Annotated in this window: 16 protein-coding genes and 1 other RNA gene; 8 read left to right on the top strand and 9 right to left on the bottom strand. The window is 70.0% G+C overall.

What is annotated here, in order from left to right; genetic code table 11:
- Positions 1–76 precede the first annotated feature (76 nt).
- A complete protein-coding gene (gene ruvC, locus CCR97_RS30000) occupies positions 77–601 on the bottom strand; it encodes a crossover junction endodeoxyribonuclease RuvC (RefSeq protein WP_111358663.1) in 525 nt (174 codons plus the stop codon).
- 198 nt (positions 602–799) lie between these two features.
- Between ruvC and CCR97_RS30005 the strand changes: the two genes are divergently transcribed.
- Both CCR97_RS30005 and scpB read left to right on the top strand, forming a co-directional pair.
- Positions 800–2,608 (top strand): GGDEF domain-containing protein, encoded by a 1,809-nt coding sequence (locus CCR97_RS30005; protein ID WP_244670754.1) that lies wholly within the window; start codon positions 800–802, stop codon positions 2,606–2,608.
- Between the two features lie 223 nt (positions 2,609–2,831).
- A complete protein-coding gene (scpB, locus tag CCR97_RS30010) occupies positions 2,832–3,611 on the top strand; it encodes a methylmalonyl-CoA decarboxylase (RefSeq protein WP_111358665.1) in 780 nt (259 codons plus the stop codon).
- A gap of 84 nt (positions 3,612–3,695) precedes the next feature.
- On the opposite strand, the gene CCR97_RS30015 is transcribed toward scpB, so the two are convergent.
- The 8 genes from CCR97_RS30015 to CCR97_RS30050 form a co-directional block, all read right to left on the bottom strand.
- Positions 3,696–4,028 carry a hypothetical protein gene (locus CCR97_RS30015; RefSeq protein ID WP_146618830.1) on the bottom strand — a complete coding sequence of 111 codons (333 nt, stop codon included), beginning with the start codon at positions 4,026–4,028 and terminating at the stop codon, positions 3,696–3,698.
- Positions 4,025–4,552 (bottom strand): DUF4365 domain-containing protein, encoded by a 528-nt coding sequence (locus tag CCR97_RS30020; protein WP_111358667.1) that lies wholly within the window; start codon positions 4,550–4,552, stop codon positions 4,025–4,027. The genes CCR97_RS30015 and CCR97_RS30020 overlap by 4 nt, the downstream gene beginning before the upstream one ends.
- A gap of 12 nt (positions 4,553–4,564) precedes the next feature.
- Entirely contained in the window at positions 4,565–5,311 is a 747-nt protein-coding gene (locus CCR97_RS30025) for a YebC/PmpR family DNA-binding transcriptional regulator (protein ID WP_111358668.1), read from the bottom strand.
- Positions 5,312–5,540: 229 nt separating this feature from the next.
- Positions 5,541–6,365, bottom strand: a complete 825-nt coding sequence (locus tag CCR97_RS30030) for a TIGR00282 family metallophosphoesterase (RefSeq protein WP_111358671.1) — start codon at positions 6,363–6,365, stop codon at positions 5,541–5,543.
- A gap of 84 nt (positions 6,366–6,449) precedes the next feature.
- Complete coding sequence (locus tag CCR97_RS30035) at positions 6,450–7,043, bottom strand: 5-formyltetrahydrofolate cyclo-ligase (RefSeq protein WP_111358669.1); 594 nt, start codon at positions 7,041–7,043, stop codon at positions 6,450–6,452.
- Between the two features lie 109 nt (positions 7,044–7,152).
- Positions 7,153–7,310: non-coding RNA, 6S RNA (ssrS, locus tag CCR97_RS30040), on the bottom strand.
- A gap of 128 nt (positions 7,311–7,438) precedes the next feature.
- On the bottom strand, positions 7,439–7,825 hold the full coding sequence (locus tag CCR97_RS30045) for a cell division protein ZapA (protein WP_111358670.1): 387 nt from the start codon (positions 7,823–7,825) through the stop codon (positions 7,439–7,441).
- A 139-nt stretch (positions 7,826–7,964) separates the two neighbouring features.
- The gene (locus CCR97_RS30050) at positions 7,965–8,249 is read right to left on the bottom strand and encodes a DUF4164 domain-containing protein (RefSeq protein ID WP_201160190.1); all 285 of its coding nucleotides are present in this window, start codon (positions 8,247–8,249) and stop codon (positions 7,965–7,967) included.
- A gap of 380 nt (positions 8,250–8,629) precedes the next feature.
- Between CCR97_RS30050 and tkt the strand changes: the two genes are divergently transcribed.
- The 6 genes from tkt (at position 8,630) to CCR97_RS30080 (ending at position 15,454) form a co-directional block, all read left to right on the top strand.
- Positions 8,630–10,633: a transketolase gene (gene tkt / locus CCR97_RS30055; RefSeq protein WP_276330225.1), complete on the top strand. Its 2,004-nt coding sequence runs from the start codon at positions 8,630–8,632 to the stop codon at positions 10,631–10,633.
- A gap of 120 nt (positions 10,634–10,753) precedes the next feature.
- Positions 10,754–11,761 (top strand): type I glyceraldehyde-3-phosphate dehydrogenase, encoded by a 1,008-nt coding sequence (gene gap / locus CCR97_RS30060; protein WP_111359219.1) that lies wholly within the window; start codon positions 10,754–10,756, stop codon positions 11,759–11,761.
- 7 nt (positions 11,762–11,768) lie between these two features.
- Positions 11,769–12,083 carry a hypothetical protein gene (locus CCR97_RS30065; protein WP_111359220.1) on the top strand — a complete coding sequence of 105 codons (315 nt, stop codon included), beginning with the start codon at positions 11,769–11,771 and terminating at the stop codon, positions 12,081–12,083.
- On the top strand, positions 12,080–13,276 hold the full coding sequence (locus CCR97_RS30070; RefSeq protein ID WP_111359221.1) for a phosphoglycerate kinase: 1,197 nt from the start codon (positions 12,080–12,082) through the stop codon (positions 13,274–13,276). The genes CCR97_RS30065 and CCR97_RS30070 overlap by 4 nt, the downstream gene beginning before the upstream one ends.
- Before the next feature lie 127 nt (positions 13,277–13,403).
- Positions 13,404–14,492 (top strand): class II fructose-bisphosphate aldolase, encoded by a 1,089-nt coding sequence (fba, locus tag CCR97_RS30075; protein ID WP_111359222.1) that lies wholly within the window; start codon positions 13,404–13,406, stop codon positions 14,490–14,492.
- Between the two features lie 308 nt (positions 14,493–14,800).
- Entirely contained in the window at positions 14,801–15,454 is a 654-nt protein-coding gene (locus CCR97_RS30080) for a thiamine phosphate synthase (RefSeq protein WP_201160192.1), read from the top strand.
- The last annotated feature ends 27 nt before the right edge of the window (positions 15,455–15,481 follow it).

Raw genomic sequence — 15,481 nt, forward strand, 5'->3', positions numbered from 1 at the left:
GCCCCCCTCCCTGTCCCTCCCCCACAAGGGGGGAGGGAACGCAAGAGGCGCGAGCCGCCGCCGTATCGACCCGCCCTCATCCTTCCGCCGCCTTCGCTAGCGTCGCGCGGATCACCGCGCTGGTGCGGTGGTGGGCGTGGCAGACCGCGATGGCGAGCGCGTCGGCGGCGTCGTGGGTCTGCGGCGTCGCCTTGGGCAGCAGCATGCCGATCATCATGCGGATCTGATCCTTCTCGGCGTGGCCGGCGCCGACGATGGTCTTCTTCACCAGGTTGGGGGCGTACTCGGCGACGCTCAATCCGGCGAGCGCCGGCACCAGCAGGGCGACGCCGCGGGCCTGGCCGAGCTTCAGGGTGGCGGAGGCGTCCTTGTTGACGAAGGTCGACTCGACCGCCGCCTCGGCCGGGGAGAAGTCGCCGATCACCCGGGCGAGCCCGTCGTGGATCGCCACCAGCCGCGCCCCCATGGCGTCGCGCTCGTCGCTCGACACCGACCCGCAGGCGACATAGGCGAGCCGGTTGCCCTCGACGTCGATCACGCCCCAGCCGGTGCGGCGGAGGCCGGGATCGATGCCGAGAATTCGAATCGCTGCGCGCATGATCGCCAGTCTTATACCAAGGTGCGGCGGAATCGACCGGGCCGGTTCGGTCGAAGTCGCGGCATCGCCCGCGGACGCGGCGTAAACCCTTCGTCAACCACGCGAGAAGCGGTTACGGAACTGTCACAAGGCGAAAGGAGTCGCGGGCTAGTCTCCTGTCCTCGGAGCCGCCGACCGGATCGTGGGCTCCGCGAGGATGCCATGACCGCTCCCATGCCCGCTCCACCGTCGGCAGGCACCGCGCTGCCGGCCCTCGGCCGTGACCACATCGTTTCGCTCGCCAAGCTGGTGGTCGACTACGCGCTGCAGCCGATCGTCGAGATCAACACCGGCTACGTCTACGGCTACGAGGCGCTGATGCGCGGGGTCGATCGCCTCGGCCTCGACACGCCGATCGCGCTCCTGGACCTCGCCGCCCAGTCGAACGTGCTGGTGCCGCTCGAGCAGATGCTGCACGCCCGCGCCATCGCCAAGTTCGCCAGCCTGCCCGACGCCGCCGGCAAGAAGCTGTTCATCAATCTCGACGGACGCGCCCTCGCGGCCGGCCACCAGATCCTGGGCTCGGTGGGCAAGGTCCTGGAGAGCAAGCGGATCCCGGCCTCGACCCTGTGCTTCGAGCTGTCCGAGCGGTTCGACAACGACGCCGAGCCGACCTTCGGGGCCATGGTCGGCACGCTGCGCACCATGGGCGGCCGGCTCGCCATCGACGACTTCGGGCTCGGCGTCTCCGAGCTCAAGCTGCTCTGCGACCACGGCATCGACTACATCAAGATCGACGGCCATTTCATCCGCGACATGGCACGGAGCCAGCGCAAGCGCCTCCTGGTGACGACTATCGCCAACCTCGCCCATGTGCTCGGCATCCGGGTGATCGCCGAAGGCGTGGAGACCGAGGCCGAGTACATCGCCTGTCGCGAGGCCGGCTGCGACCTCGTGCAGGGCTGGTTCGTCGCCCGGCCGACCTGCGAGATCTCGGAGCTCCTCTCGACCTATCCGCATGTGGTGACGGCGCGGGCCAAGCACCGGCGGGACCGCAAGACCGACGAGCTCCTGATCCGCAACCAGATGGCGGCGCTGCCCGCGGTCGCGATCGACGCCGAGCTGCCGGCCGTGTTCGAATTGTTCCGCAAGGCGCCGCAGGAGACCTTCTTCCCGGTGGTCGACGACGCCGGCGAGCCGCGCGGCATCATCCACGAGCGCGATCTCAAGCAGTACATCTACATGCCGTTCGGCCGCGACCTCCTCACCAACCGCGCCTATCAGCGCCGCATCTCGTCGTTCGTGACCGCCTGCCCGATCGTCGACATCGCGACCGATGCCGAGCACATCCTCGAGGTGTTCGCCAATGCCCACGGCAGCGACGGCGTGATCGTCACCGAGAACCTGAAATACATCGGCGTCCTGTCGACGGCGGCCCTTCTCTCGGTGATCAACGACAAGAAGATCCAGCAGGCGCAGGACCAGAACCCGCTCACCGAGCTGCCCGGCAATCTCTCGATCACCGACTTCGTCGCCGTCGCGGCGCTCGACGCCGACGTGCGGCGGCACTTCTGCTACTTCGATTTCGACGACTTCAAGCCGTTCAACGATCGCTACGGCTTCCCGCACGGCGACCGCGCCATCTCGCTGTTCGCGACGCTGATGCGGCGCCTGCTCGGCGGGCCCGGCGTGCTGCTCGGCCATGTCGGCGGCGACGACTTCTTCGCCGGCTTTCGCGATCACGACCCGGCGCTGCTGCGCACGACATTGGCTGAGCTGCTGGAGGAGTTCCGCCGTGAGGCGCGAAAGCTCTACGGCCCGGAGGATCAGCGGCTCGGCTTCATCACCGGGCGCGACCGCGACGGCCGCAGCCGCCGCTTCGACCTGCTCCGCTGCAGCGTCGCCGTGCTGGAGCTGTCGCCCGGCACCATGACCAGCGACCTCGATCAGATCCACGCCGTGATGGCGCAGGCGAAGTCGCAAGCCAAGCACGAGCCGAGCGCGACCGCCTGGCGCGTCTTCGCGGCGTGAGGGGACACCGTCGTCCCGGGGCGCGGCGAAGCCGCGAGCCTGGGGCCCATACGCCCGGTCTCTCGTGAACCATTCATGCCGGGGTTATGGATTCCGGGCTCGCGGACCTTGCGGTCCGCGCCCCGGACTGACCGCGTTGGTGCGCCCCGCAATCTTCCGACTGCCGCAGCCGCCGCAAATCAGCTAGGCGGTCCCCCATCCGTCACACGTTCGGGAGCGCTCAATGGGCCTGATCACCACGTCGCGCGACGGCTTCGTCGGCACCGTCACGCTCGACAACGCCGAGAAGCGCAACGCCCTGTCGAGCGCCCTGATCGACGCGCTGTGCACGGCGCTCGAAGGCTTCCGCAGCGATCATCTGCGCGCCGTGGTGCTCCGCGCCCAGCCCGGCGTCTCGGTGTGGTCGGCCGGCTTCAACATCGACGAACTGCCCGAGGGGCATCGCGATCCGCTCGGCTGGGACGACCCGGTGCGCCATCTGGTGCGCGAGATCTCGCGCTTTCCGATCCCCGTCATCGCGATGGTCGAGGGCAGCGTGTGGGGCGGCGCCTGCGAGGTGGTGCTCGCCTGCGACATCATCGTGATCGCGCCGAACGCCAGCTTCGCCATCACGCCGGCCAAGCTCTCGGTGCCCTACAACATCTCCGGCATGCTGACCTTCCTCAACGCGGCGCCGGCCTGCACGGTGCGCGAGATGGCGTTCACGGCGAAGCCGGTGACGGCGGAGCGCGCCTTCGACCTCGGGATGGTCAACCACATCGTGCCGATCGAGGAGCTGGAGACCGTCACGTACGGCATCGCCAAGGACATCGCCGCCAACGCGCCGCTCGCCGTGTCGGTGATGAAGGAGCAGCTCCGCATCCTCGAAGGCGCCCACCCGGTGAGCCCGGAAGGGTTCGAGCGCCTGCAAGGCCTGCGCCGCGTCGTCTACGACAGCCAGGACTACCTGGAGGGGCTTCGCGCCTTTAAACAGAAGCGCAAGCCGGTGTTCGAGGGGAAGTGAGCCGGTGCTCAGGCGGTATGTCGTCGAAGCTGCGTGATTCCTCGCCACGGCATCCGCGGCACGCTCTCCGGCACGCCGGAGCGGTCAAGAGCGCCGCACGACGGATTCGGCCGCAACAGGGCGAGCGCCCCCAGCCATTATCCTGATGTCGCGGACGATCTCGTCGAGCGGACGCTCCTCGACGACTTCGACGGTTCGCAAGGCATCCGCCACCCGGCGCTGCTCATCGCTGAATCCCGGCGTTTCGGGCAGAATCAGCTCGACGGGTCCGTCCGCGCCCTCCAGCTGCTTGGAGGCGATCGAGATGCCGCTCATGCGCGACGGCCGTAAGGTCCAGCCCGTCGCACGCAGATAGGCGACTATCGTCGCCGCCGGCATATCGGCTGCGGCACGGAGGCTCGGTCCTGCGTCGATCATGTCGCGTGCCTTTCGGCTGCAGCCGCCAGGAGCTCGACGATGGTGTCGGGTGTCACCCGGTTGCTGGCCGGAATCAATACACGAACCGTTGAAACGTTCCGGGTGGGAGGCGCGGACGCCGTCCACCAGAAGGCCGAGGCGTTGAGGATGAGTCGCTGCCGGTCGAGGGCCATCCACCGTCCGGCATCGGCTCCGAAACAAACGACGATCAGGTAGAGCCGCGCGGCGGCGTGGGTGCGTTCGACGATCAGGTCGTAGGTGCGCGCGTCGATGTCGAAAGCGAATCCGTCCTCGTCGACGACAGCGATCGCCGTCGTCCTGAGCTGATAATCGACAGCGGCTCCCGTCGGGATGAACTTGTAGCCCGGTGCACTGCGTCGGGGCACCCGAACGATGCTGGTCAGCGTTCCGTCAATTCCGTAGTCGCGGCGAGGCGCCGAGATCACGGCGCCCGCACCGGCGGCGACGGCTTGCAGGTAGGCCGAGCCCAACTCGTCGAGAAGGTGCTCCCGCGGCAGCGGCATGTCGGCCCGTCCTCACGCCCCCATCTTGGCCATGGCGGCCTCGGAGACCTCGAAGTTGGCGTAGACGTGCTGAACGTCGTCGTGCTCCTCGAGCGACTCGATCAGCTTGAACAGCTTCTCGGCCTGCTCGTCGTCGACCGCCACCGAGTTCTGCGGCTTCCACACCAGCGCCGCCTTCTTGGGCTCGCCGAACTTGGCCTCTAGCGCCTTGGCGACGTCCCGATAGGTCTCCTGCGAGGCATAGACCTCGTGGCCGCCGTCGGACGATACCACGTCGTCGGCGCCGGCCTCGATCGCCGCCTCGAGCATGGCGTCGGCGGAGGCGACCTCGGGGCCGTACTCGATCACGCCGAGGCGGTCGAACATGAACGACACCGCCCCGGTCTCGGCCAGGTTGCCGCCCGACTTGGTGAAGTAGGAGCGCACGTCGGAGGCGGTGCGGTTGCGGTTGTCGGTCAGCACCTCGACGATCACGGCGACGCCGCCCGGCCCGTAGCCCTCGTAGCGGATCTCGTCGTAGTTCTCGCCCTCGCTGCCGGACGCCTTCTTGATCGCGCGGTCGATCGAGTCCTTGGACATGTTCTCGGCCCGGGCCGCGATGATGGCGGCGCGCAGGCGGGCGTTCATGGCCGGATCGGGCAGGCCGAGCTTGGCCGCGACCGTGATCTCGCGGGCCAGCTTGCCGAACAGCTTGGACTTCATCGCGTCCTGCCGGCCCTTGCGATGCATGATGTTCTTGAACTGGGAATGTCCGGCCATGTCGGGTCCTGTCGGGCTCGGTCGTGTCTGTGCGGTCGCGACCACGCGGTCGTGACCACGCGGTCGTGAGTGTGTCGTCGGGGCGTTCGAGGGGCCGCGCCGCAACCGCGGGATGCGGGCGCGCCGACGTCCTCGGGATCGCTTTGAGGCGCCAGATATAACGAGGCGCGCCGGCAAAAGCCATATTCTGGCCCGTCCCGCAAGGGGCGGGACCGGGCGCGGCGGTCGGTCAGGCGGCCCAGAAGGCCGGGACGGCGGGCTCGAGCGCGCCGCCGATCCGCACCGGCGCCACCTTGGCGGCGAGGCCGGTCTTGTCGTCGGTCTCGACCGCGAGGCCGCACAGGGTGGCCGGCCCGCCGCCCGGCTCGAACCGGCCGCCCGGGATGCGGCGCAGGAAGCGGTTGAGCGGCTCGTCCTTGGCCATGCCGATGACGGTGTCGTAGTCGCCCGTCATCCCGACGTCGCTCATGAAGGCGGTGCCGCCCGGCAGGATCCGGTGATCGGCGGTCGGGGCGTGGGTGTGGGTGCCGACCACGAGGCTCGCCCGGCCGTCGAGGAAGTGGCCCATCGCCTGCTTCTCGCTGGTCGTCTCGGCGTGCATGTCGACCACGATGGCATCGGCGGCGTCGCGCAGCGGGCAGGCGGCGATTTCGCGCTCGACCGCGGCGAACGGGTCGTCGAGCGGGTCCATGAAGACGCGGCCGAGCAGGTTGGTCACCAGCACGCGGGCGCCGTTGCGGGCCTCGACCAGGGCGACGCCGCGGCCCGGCGTGCCGGGCGGATAGTTGAGCGGGCGGACGAGCTTCTCGGCCCGCTCGATGAACACGAGCGCCTCGCGCTGGTCCCACGAGTGGTTGCCGAGCGTCACCGCGTCGGCGCCGGCCGAGAGGAGGTCGTGGTAGATCAGCTCGGTGATGCCGAAGCCGCCGGCCGCGTTCTCGCCGTTGACCACCACGAAGTCGAGCCGCCAGTCGCGCACCAGCTCCGGCAGCCGTTCCAGCACCACGGCCCGACCGCTGCGGCCGACCACGTCGCCGATGAAGAGAATCCGCACGCTCACACGTCCCGAAAGTTCTCCGGCCGGACGTCCCGGAGGCGCGACCGGCCGGCGCCGCCGCGCGGCACCGGGGCGCAGCGCCTAGCGGCAATCGATGATCTCGGCCTCCGTTAGCACGAGATCGAGCCGCGCGTCGCGGTCGTTCGCCGGCACCCGCACGATCTCCTGGGACGCATAGGCGAGCCCGATGGCGACCACCGGCTTCTCGGCCCGCAGGGCCGCGAGGGTCATGTCGTAATGGCCGGCGCCGTAGCCGATCCGGTGGCCGGCCCGGTCGAAGGCGGCGAGCGGCACCAGAAGCACGTCCGGCACCACGACGGGGGCTTCCGGGCCCGGCTCCAGCAGGCCGAAACCCGCGGTGGTCAGCGGCACGCCCGGCGCCCAGGCGCGGAACAGGAGCGGCTTGCCGCGGCCCTGCACCACCGGCAGGGCGAGCCCGGCGCCGTTTTCCACGAATCGGCGCATCAGCGGCGCCGGATCGATCTCGCTGTGGATCGCCATGTAGCCCGACACCACGGTGCCGGCGCCGACCGGCACGGGCAGCGGGCGCGCCGCGATCGCCTCGGCGGCGGCGGCGCGGTCCTGCGCGGGGAGCTCGTCGCGGCGGTCGAGCGCCGCCTTGCGGAGCGCCGCCTTGTCGGCGGCGACCGGATCGATCGGGGACTTTGGGCTCATGCGCTGCGAGGTCGCTCCCGGGACGGGGGGAAGGGGCGGGCCGGAAACGATGCAAGGGCCGGACCAGAAAGCCGGACACGAAGACAGGAAACACGAAGGCACGAAAGAGTGCGGAGCCGCCTGAGCCGTCGGAGTATGCGATCCCGGGTTCCCTACCATGGTAGGTGGGCGCCATATGTCCGGGCCCACGGGCCCGGCCAGGGACAGCTCCCTTCAGGATCGATAAGGCCCCGGGGAAAAGACCCCAAACGCACCCCGCAGCCCCGCACGACCCAATCTAGTGGTTCGCGCGCCGCGCCGCCACCCGTTCGGGCGAGGGACTGCCACCTGTTGCAAAAGAGTGATGCCCGAGAGGGAAGGCCGGAGAACGATGTCCGCCGCGCGACGCGGCGGCGTCACCCGGCCGGCAGCTCGTGGCCGTCGGCGCCGTGGTCGAGGGCGCGGGTGACCCGCTCGATGCGCTCGGCGGCCGAATCGAGGGCGGCCGCGATCGCCGCCGTGGTGACCTGGCTGCGCTCGGCGGCGGCGCGGCGGCTCTCCTGGAGCTGGGTCGCCTCCTCCTCGAACCGGCGGGCGCGCTGCGACGCCTCGGCCAGCTCGTCGGCGATCAGCAGGGCCGCCATGACGGTGAGCCGCATGTCGCCGATCTCGCCGAAATTGGTGCGCAGCTTGGTGATGCGCTGGTCGAGGTCGTGGGCGAGCCGGGCCAGATGGTGCTCCTGCCCGTCGTCGCAGGCCATCCGGTACTGCCGGCCGTTGATCGTCACGCTGACATGGGCCATGGCCGACCTTGCTGCGCCAGACCTCGTTTCACCCGGGCCTCCCGGGCCGGAGCCCGCTGCGCCGGACCGCGAGGCGCTCGCGTGCGCCGCATCGAGAAGAGCCCCACGATTCGTTCCTCCGAGCGCCATCGGGCGACCCTCATCCGGTCTCGTCGGTCGCGAGCACGGCCCGCACCGTCGCGATCGCCGCGTCGAGCCGGCCGGCCACCTCGCGGCCGACGCCGTCGAGCCGCTGCGCCCGCGCCGTCTCGCGGTCGAGCGCATCGGCGAGCCGCGCCCGGTCGGCGCCGAGCGTGTGGACCTGCTCGGACAGCGCGCTGCGGCCGCGCTCCAGCTCGTGCCGGCGCTCGACCGCCTCCTCCAACGCCGCGAGGGCCCGTTGGAGCCGGGTGCTGGCCGCTTCCACGATCGTGCTGTCGCTCATGGCGCCCTCGCCCCGCCATTCTGCAGCCGCTTCCCGGTGCGCTCACGGACCCGTCCCGCGGGCTCGTCGGGCTGCCCCTGCTTTCCCCGAAAGCATGAAATGGCAAGCAGATGCAGGGCGAACCTTACGGGCGTTCGCAATCCCGCGTCAATGCGATGCACACAGGTCCGACAGCCTCGGCGCGAAATCTCGACCGGGCTGCACCCGCCCGCCCAAGCTGTCGCGTTGACAGTCCTATACGGGCTGCCTATCAGGTCCTAAGCCTCGCCAGACGAGGCCTTCGGCCGGTGCCGTCGCGACGTCCGCCTCCCCCGACTTCGTCAGTCCACGAAGGTGCATCGCGGCCGACGCCGACCTCCGCAGGCACACAGGAGGCCGACATTACCCCCCTTTCCCGCGCCGATCACGACCGGATGGCCAATGCGATCCGGGCTCTCGCCATGGATGCCGTCGAGAAGGCGAAGTCCGGACATCCCGGGCTGCCGATGGGGGCGGCCGACATCGCCACGGTCCTCTACACGCGGGTGTTGAAGTTCGATCCGGCCGCGCCGCACTGGTTCGACCGCGACCGCTTCGTGCTGTCGGCCGGCCACGGCTCGATGCTGCTCTATGCGCTGCTCCATCTCACCGGCTTCCAGTCGATCTCGATGGAGGACATCAAGAACTTCCGCCAGCTCGGCTCGCGCACCCCGGGCCATCCCGAGGTCGAGGCGACCGAGGGCGTCGAGACGACGACGGGGCCGCTGGGGCAGGGCATCTCGACCGCGGTCGGCATGGCGATCGCCGAGCGTCACCTCGCCGCCGAGTACGGGCCCGACATCGTCGACCACCACACCTATGTGCTGGCCTCCGACGGCGACCTGATGGAGGGCATCAGCCAGGAGGCGATCGCGCTCGCCGGCCACCTGAAGCTGTCCCGTCTGATCGTGCTGTTCGACGACAACGGCATCTCGATCGACGGCCCGATCCGGCTCGCCGACTCGGTCGACCAGCTGAAGCGCTTCGAGGCGGCCGGCTGGGACGCCTGCCGGATCGACGGCCACGACCCCGAGGCGATTCTGGCGGCGATCGAGGCCGCGCAGAAGAGCGACAAGCCGAGCCTGATCGCCTGCCGCACGACGATCGCGTTCGGCGCGCCGACCAAGGCGGGCTCGGAGAAGTCGCACGGCTCTCCGCTCGGCGCCGAGGAGATCGCCGGCGCCCGCAAGGCGCTCGGCTGGGACGCACCGCCCTTCGTGGTGCCGGACGACATCCTGTCGCTGTGGCGGACCGCCGGGGCGCGCTCGCGCGACCTCCGCGCCGCCTGGGAGAGCCGCGTCGCCGCCCTGCCGGCGGACCGGAAGGCCGAGCTCGAGCGCCGCATCGCCGGCGCGGTGCCGGCCGAAAAGCTCGATGCCGCGCTCGCCGAGATCAAGCGCCAGCTCGCCGCCGATCCCAAGGATCGGGCGAGCCGCTCCTCCTCGGAACTGGCGCTCGGCGTGCTGGTGCCGGCCTTCCCGGAGCTGATCGGCGGCTCGGCCGACCTCACCGGCTCGAACAACACCCGCCCCAAGGGCATGCCGGCGCTGACGCCGGAGAACTACGGCGGCCGGTTCATCCATTACGGCATCCGCGAGCACGGCATGGCGGCGGCCATGAACGGCATGGCGCTGCACGGCGGTGTCGTTCCGTACTCCGGCACGTTCCTGGTGTTCTCGGACTACTGTCGCCCGTCGATCCGGCTCGCCTGCATCATGGGCCGGCGGGTCATCCATGTGATGACCCACGACTCGATCGGGCTCGGCGAGGACGGGCCGACCCACCAGCCGGTCGAGCACCTCGCGGCGCTGCGGGCGATCCCGCATCTCCTGGTGTTCCGCCCCTGCGACGCGGTCGAGACCGCCGAGTGCTGGTCGCTGGCGCTCGGCTCGAACCACCGGCCGAGCGTTCTCGCGCTGTCGCGCCAGAACCTGCCGCAACTGCGCGACGCCACGGCCGCGGGCAACCCGTGCGCCGGCGGCGCCTACGAGCTCTTGCCGGCCGAGGGCGGACCGGCGAAGGTATCGTTGTTCGCGTCGGGCTCCGAGGTCGCGATCGCGGTCGCGGCGCGCAAGCGCTTGGCCGAGTTCGGCGTGCCGGCCCGGGTCGTGTCGGTGCCGTGCTTCGAGCTGTTCCTCGACCGGCCGGAGGCGGAGCGCGACGCGGTGATCGGCGAGGCGCCCGTAAGGGTTGCGGTCGAGGCCGCCATCCGTCAGGGTTGGGACGCGATCGTCGGATCGCACGGAGGGTTCGTCGGGATGACCGGCTTCGGCGCCAGCGGTCCCGCGCCAGACCTCTACCGCCATTTCGGCATCACGCCGGAACGGGTCGCCGAGGTCGCCCTGGGCAAATTGCAGGCATTGTAAAAAAAGCCGCCGTACGGGTCGTGTAGAACCGACCTATATCAAGGCGGCCGACGGCGAGATCGGATCGACATGGCGCGCGGCCCGCCGGGCTGCGCTTGTGGGCATGGAAGGGAGACCAGCATGGCTGTACGGGTGGCAATCAACGGCTTCGGCCGGATCGGGCGCAACGTTCTGCGGGCGGCCGCCGAGGCGGGCCGCACCGACATCGAGTTCGTCGCGATCAACGATCTCGCCCCGGTCGAGACCAATGCGCACCTGCTGCGCTTCGATTCCGTCCACGGCCGCTATCCGGGCGTCGTGAAGGTCGAGGGCGACTCGATCGACATCGGCCACGGCAAGATCAAGGTCACGGCGATCAAGGATCCGACCACGCTGCCGTGGAAGGAGCTCGGCGTCGACATCGCGATGGAGTGCACCGGCATCTTCACGGCCAAGGACAAGGCCAAGATGCATCTCGACGCCGGCGCCAAGCGGGTGCTGGTCTCCGCCCCGTCGGACGGCGCCGACCTGACGGTCGTCTACGGCGTCAACAACGACAAGCTGACCAAGGAGCACCTGGTCGTCTCCAACGCCTCCTGCACGACCAACTGTCTCGCTCCGGTCGTCAAGGTCCTCAACGACGCCATCGGCATCGACAAGGGCTTCATGACGACGATCCACTCCTACACCAACGACCAGCCGTCGCTCGACCAGGTCCACAAGGATCTGTACCGCGCCCGCGCCGCCGCCCTGTCGATGATCCCGACCTCGACGGGCGCCGCCAAGGCGGTCGGCCTCGTGCTGCCGGAGCTCAAGGGCAAGCTCGACGGCGTCGCCGTCCGGGTGCCGACCCCGAACGTCTCGGTCGTCGACCTGAAGTTCATCGCCAAGCGGGCGACCTCGAAGGACGAGATCACGGCCGCCATCAAGGCGGCGGCGGACGGTCCGCTGAAGGGCATCCTCGGCTACACCGAGCAGCCCAACGTGTCGTCGGACTTCAACCACGACCCGCACTCGTCGGTGTTCCACGTCGACCAGACGAAGGTCATGGACGGCACGCTGGTGCGCGTGATGTCCTGGTACGACAACGAGTGGGGCTTCTCGAACCGCATGCTCGACACCGCGGTGGCGATGGCGAAGCTGATCTGAGACCGCGATGGACCGCACGCCGGACGGCAGCGAGACGGGGGGCGGCGGCATGCCGCCTCTCGATCTTCGCGTCGCCCGGCTGGAGGACGGCCTCGCCGATCTGAAGACGTTGCTTCGCACCATCGAGGCGAAGCTGGGCGCGATGGACACCAAGCTGAGCGCCCTCGACACGAAGCTGAGCACGGTCGCCGAATCGGTCGCCGAAATGCGCGGGCGACTGCCGCAGTCGCCGACCTGGGTTCAGCTCATCGTCGCTCTCATCGCGACATGGGGCGCCGGCGCCGCGACCGTCGGCTCGAATTTCCGGTTGGGGATCAGATGACCGCATTCAGAACGCTCGACCAGGCCGACGTGAAGGGCAAGCGCGTCCTCGTCCGCCTCGACCTCAACGTGCCGACCGAGAACGGCAAGGTGACCGACGTGACCCGCATCGAGCGGGCCGCGCCGACCATCAACGAGCTGATCGGCAAAGGCGCCAAGGTGATCCTGCTCTCGCATTTCGGGCGACCGAAGGGCGGTCCGGATCCCAAGTACTCGCTCGCCCCGGTGGCCGCCGCGGTCGCCGAGGTGATCGGCAAGCCGGTCGCCTTCGCGTCCGACTGCATCGGCGAGCCGGCCGAGCGGGCCGCCGCCGCGATGCAGCCCGGCGACGTGCTGTGCCTGGAGAACACCCGCTTCTACAAGGAAGAGGAGAAGAACGACCCGGACTTCGTCGACAAGCTCGCGGCGCTCGGCGACATCTGGGTCAACGACGCCTTCTCGGCCGCGCACCGCGCCCACGCCTCGACCGAAGGCCTCGGCCACAAGCTGCCGGCCTATGCGGGGCGCAGCATGCAGGCGGAGCTGGAGGCGCTCGGCAAGGCGCTGGAGCAGCCCAAGCGTCCGGTCGCCGCCGTGGTCGGCGGCGCCAAGGTGTCGGGCAAGCTCGATCTGCTCGGCAACCTGCTCGACAAGGTCGACGTCCTGATCATCGGCGGCGGCATGGCCAACACGTTCCTGGCCGCGCAGGGCCATCCGGTCGGCAAGTCGCTGTGCGAGCCGGACCTGATCCCGACCGCCAACGAGATCCTCGCCAAGGCGAAGGCGAGCGGCAAGCAGATCGTGCTGCCGGTCGACGCGGTCGTCGCCGAGAAGTTCGCGGCCAACGCGCCGTCGCGCGTCGCCGCCCTCGACGAGGTCGGCCCGACCGAGATGATCCTCGACATCGGCCCGCGCTCGATCGAGCACGTCGTGTCCGAGCTCGAGCTGATCAAGACGGTGCTGTGGAACGGCCCGTTCGGCGCCTTCGAGATCGAGCCCTTCGACACCGGCACGGTCGAGATCGCGGAGGCCGCGGCCGAGCTGACGGCGGCCGGCAAGCTGGTCACCATCGCGGGCGGCGGCGACACCGTGTCGGCCCTCAACCACGCCGGCGCGGCCGACCGCTTCACCTACATCTCGACCGCGGGCGGCGCCTTCCTCGAGATGCTGGAGGGCAAGGCGCTGCCGGGCGTCGAGATTCTCCGGGCGAAATGATCATTGCGGCCGTCGTGATCACTTCGGTCGAAGCGATCACGACGGCGACCGTTACGGCGGCGACATCAACAGCGGCGAAGTTCGACGCGGCGACATTCATCAGGGCGAAACAGGACGGGAGACGACGATGGCGCGAATCACACTCAGGCAGCTCCTCGACCACGCGGCCGAGAACGACTACGGCGTGCCCGCCTTCAACATCAACAACATGGAGCAGGCGCTGGCGATCATGGAGGCGGCGTCGAGCCTCGACGCCCCGGTGATCATCCAGGCGTCGCGCGGCGCCCGCGCCTACGCCAACGACATCATGCTCACCCGCATGATGGACGCGCTCACCGAGATCTATCCGCAGATCCCGATCTGCGTGCATCTCGACCACGGCAACGGCCCGGCCACCTGCATGACCGCGATCCAGGCCGGCTTCACCTCGGTGATGATGGACGGCTCGCTCAAGGAGGACGGCAAGTCGCCGGGCGACTGGGCCTACAATGTCGGCGTCACCAAGCGGGTCGTCGACATGGCGCATCTCGGCGGCGTGTCGGTCGAGGGCGAGCTCGGCGTGCTCGGCTCGCTGGAGACCGGCATGGGCGACAAGGAGGACGGCCACGGCGCCGAGGGCAAGCTCAGCCACGACCAGCTCCTCACCAATCCGCAGGAGGCGCTGAAGTTCGTCGTCGAGACCAAGGTCGACGCGCTGGCGATCGCCATGGGCACCAGCCACGGCGCCTACAAGTTCACCCGCAAGCCGGACGGCGCGATCCTCGCCATGCACGTGCTGGAGGAGATCCATCGCCTCCTGCCGAACACGCATCTCGTGATGCACGGCTCGTCGTCGGTGCCGCAGGACCTGCAGGACATCATCAACCAGTACGGCGGCCAGATGAAGCCGACCTGGGGCGTGCCGGTCGAGGAGATTCAGCGCGGCATCAAGAACGGCGTGCGCAAGATCAACATCGACACCGACAACCGGATGGCGATGACGGGCCAGATCCGCAAGGTGCTGACCGAGCACCCGAGCGAGTTCGACCCGCGCAAGTATCTCAAGCCGGCCATGGAGGCGATGACCAAGCTCTGCAAGCAGCGCCTGCAGGAGTTCAACACGGCCGGCCAGGCCTCGAAGATCAAGCGGGTGATCCCGCTCGCCGAGATGGCCAAGCTCTACGCCGCCGGCAAGCTCGACCCGGTGGTCGGCCGCACCGCCGCCGCGGCGGAGTGAGGCGGAGCTCTCAACCGGCCTCGTCGCTTCGGCGGGCTGGCGGATTCGCAGGGTGTTGCGGCTCCAGTGTTCCCTCCCCCCTTGTGGGGGAGGGACAGAGAGGGGGGTGAGCCACAGGCTCCGAAGCTGTGGCTCACCCCCCTCTCCACCTCTCCCCCACAAGGGGGGAGAGAGCCGGCCCTGCTTGCCGCAGCTCCTCGACCTCCCGACGGCCGGAGAGAACGCGCTCCGATCGCCCAAGACGGACGCGGAGCCAGCGGCCGCGGGGCCGCCCCGCTTTCGCCCCGATCGCCCCGCACTTCCAAGCCATGCCGGACGACCGCCAGCGCCTTTATCTCGTGATCCCCGTGACCGACCCCGCGGCTGCCGCGGCGCGGCTGTCGGCGGCGCTCGCCGCCGATGTCGACGTCGCCGCCGTGCTGGTGCGGCTGCCCGCCGGGCTCGGCGAGCGTGACGCCGTCAACGCCGTCAAGGCGGTGGCGCCGATCGCCCAGAAGGCGGGCGCCGCCGTGCTGGTCGAGGACCGGCCCGAGATCGTCGGCCGCAGCGGCGCCGACGGCGCCCATCTGACCGGCATCGCGGCCCTCGCCGAGGCGATCGGCGCGCTCAAGCCCGCCCATATCGCCGGGGTCGGTGGCCTGCGCACCCGCCACGACGCCATGGAGGCGGCCGAGCGCGAGGCCGACTACGTGCTGTTCGGCGAGCCCGGCCCGGACGGCCGGATGCCGCCCTTCGAGGTCACGGTCGAGCGGGTCGGCTGGTGGGCCGAGGTGTTCGAGAGCCCGTGCGTCGGCTACGCGACGACGCTCGACGAGGTCTCGGCCGTGGCCGCCGCGGGCGCCGACTTCGTCGCGCTCGACGACCGCCTTCTCGACGATCCGCGCGGGGCCGCCGCCGCCCTCGCGGATGCCGCCGGCCGGCTCGGCTTGGTGCTCGCGGCGCGTCCCGAGGTGACGCCGTGAGGCGCGCCGTCGCGGCGGCCCTGCTGG

Origin of the sequence: Rhodoplanes elegans, from assembly GCF_016653355.1 — a bacterium.
Taxonomy (GTDB): Bacteria; Pseudomonadota; Alphaproteobacteria; order Rhizobiales; family Xanthobacteraceae; genus Rhodoplanes; species Rhodoplanes elegans.

What these genes read in the sequence shown, in the direction of transcription:
- CCR97_RS30015 (WP_146618830.1), bottom strand. Translation starts at nt 4,028, where the DNA reads ATGATCGACGCAGGACCGAGCCTCCGTGCCGCAGCCGATATGCCGGCG.
- CCR97_RS30050 (WP_201160190.1), bottom strand. Translation starts at nt 8,249, where the DNA reads ATGAGCGACAGCACGATCGTGGAAGCGGCCAGCACCCGGCTCCAACGG.
- CCR97_RS30020 (WP_111358667.1), bottom strand. Translation starts at nt 4,552, where the DNA reads ATGCCGCTGCCGCGGGAGCACCTTCTCGACGAGTTGGGCTCGGCCTAC.
- fba (WP_111359222.1), top strand. Translation starts at nt 13,404, where the DNA reads ATGGCGCGAATCACACTCAGGCAGCTCCTCGACCACGCGGCCGAGAAC.
- CCR97_RS30025 (WP_111358668.1), bottom strand. Translation starts at nt 5,311, where the DNA reads ATGGCCGGACATTCCCAGTTCAAGAACATCATGCATCGCAAGGGCCGG.
- CCR97_RS30070 (WP_111359221.1), top strand. Translation starts at nt 12,080, where the DNA reads ATGACCGCATTCAGAACGCTCGACCAGGCCGACGTGAAGGGCAAGCGC.
- CCR97_RS30065 (WP_111359220.1), top strand. Translation starts at nt 11,769, where the DNA reads ATGGACCGCACGCCGGACGGCAGCGAGACGGGGGGCGGCGGCATGCCG.
- CCR97_RS30045 (WP_111358670.1), bottom strand. Translation starts at nt 7,825, where the DNA reads ATGGCCCATGTCAGCGTGACGATCAACGGCCGGCAGTACCGGATGGCC.
- CCR97_RS30035 (WP_111358669.1), bottom strand. Translation starts at nt 7,043, where the DNA reads ATGAGCCCAAAGTCCCCGATCGATCCGGTCGCCGCCGACAAGGCGGCG.
- gap (WP_111359219.1), top strand. Translation starts at nt 10,754, where the DNA reads ATGGCTGTACGGGTGGCAATCAACGGCTTCGGCCGGATCGGGCGCAAC.
- scpB (WP_111358665.1), top strand. Translation starts at nt 2,832, where the DNA reads ATGGGCCTGATCACCACGTCGCGCGACGGCTTCGTCGGCACCGTCACG.
- CCR97_RS30080 (WP_201160192.1), top strand. Translation starts at nt 14,801, where the DNA reads ATGCCGGACGACCGCCAGCGCCTTTATCTCGTGATCCCCGTGACCGAC.
- CCR97_RS30005 (WP_244670754.1), top strand. Translation starts at nt 800, where the DNA reads ATGACCGCTCCCATGCCCGCTCCACCGTCGGCAGGCACCGCGCTGCCG.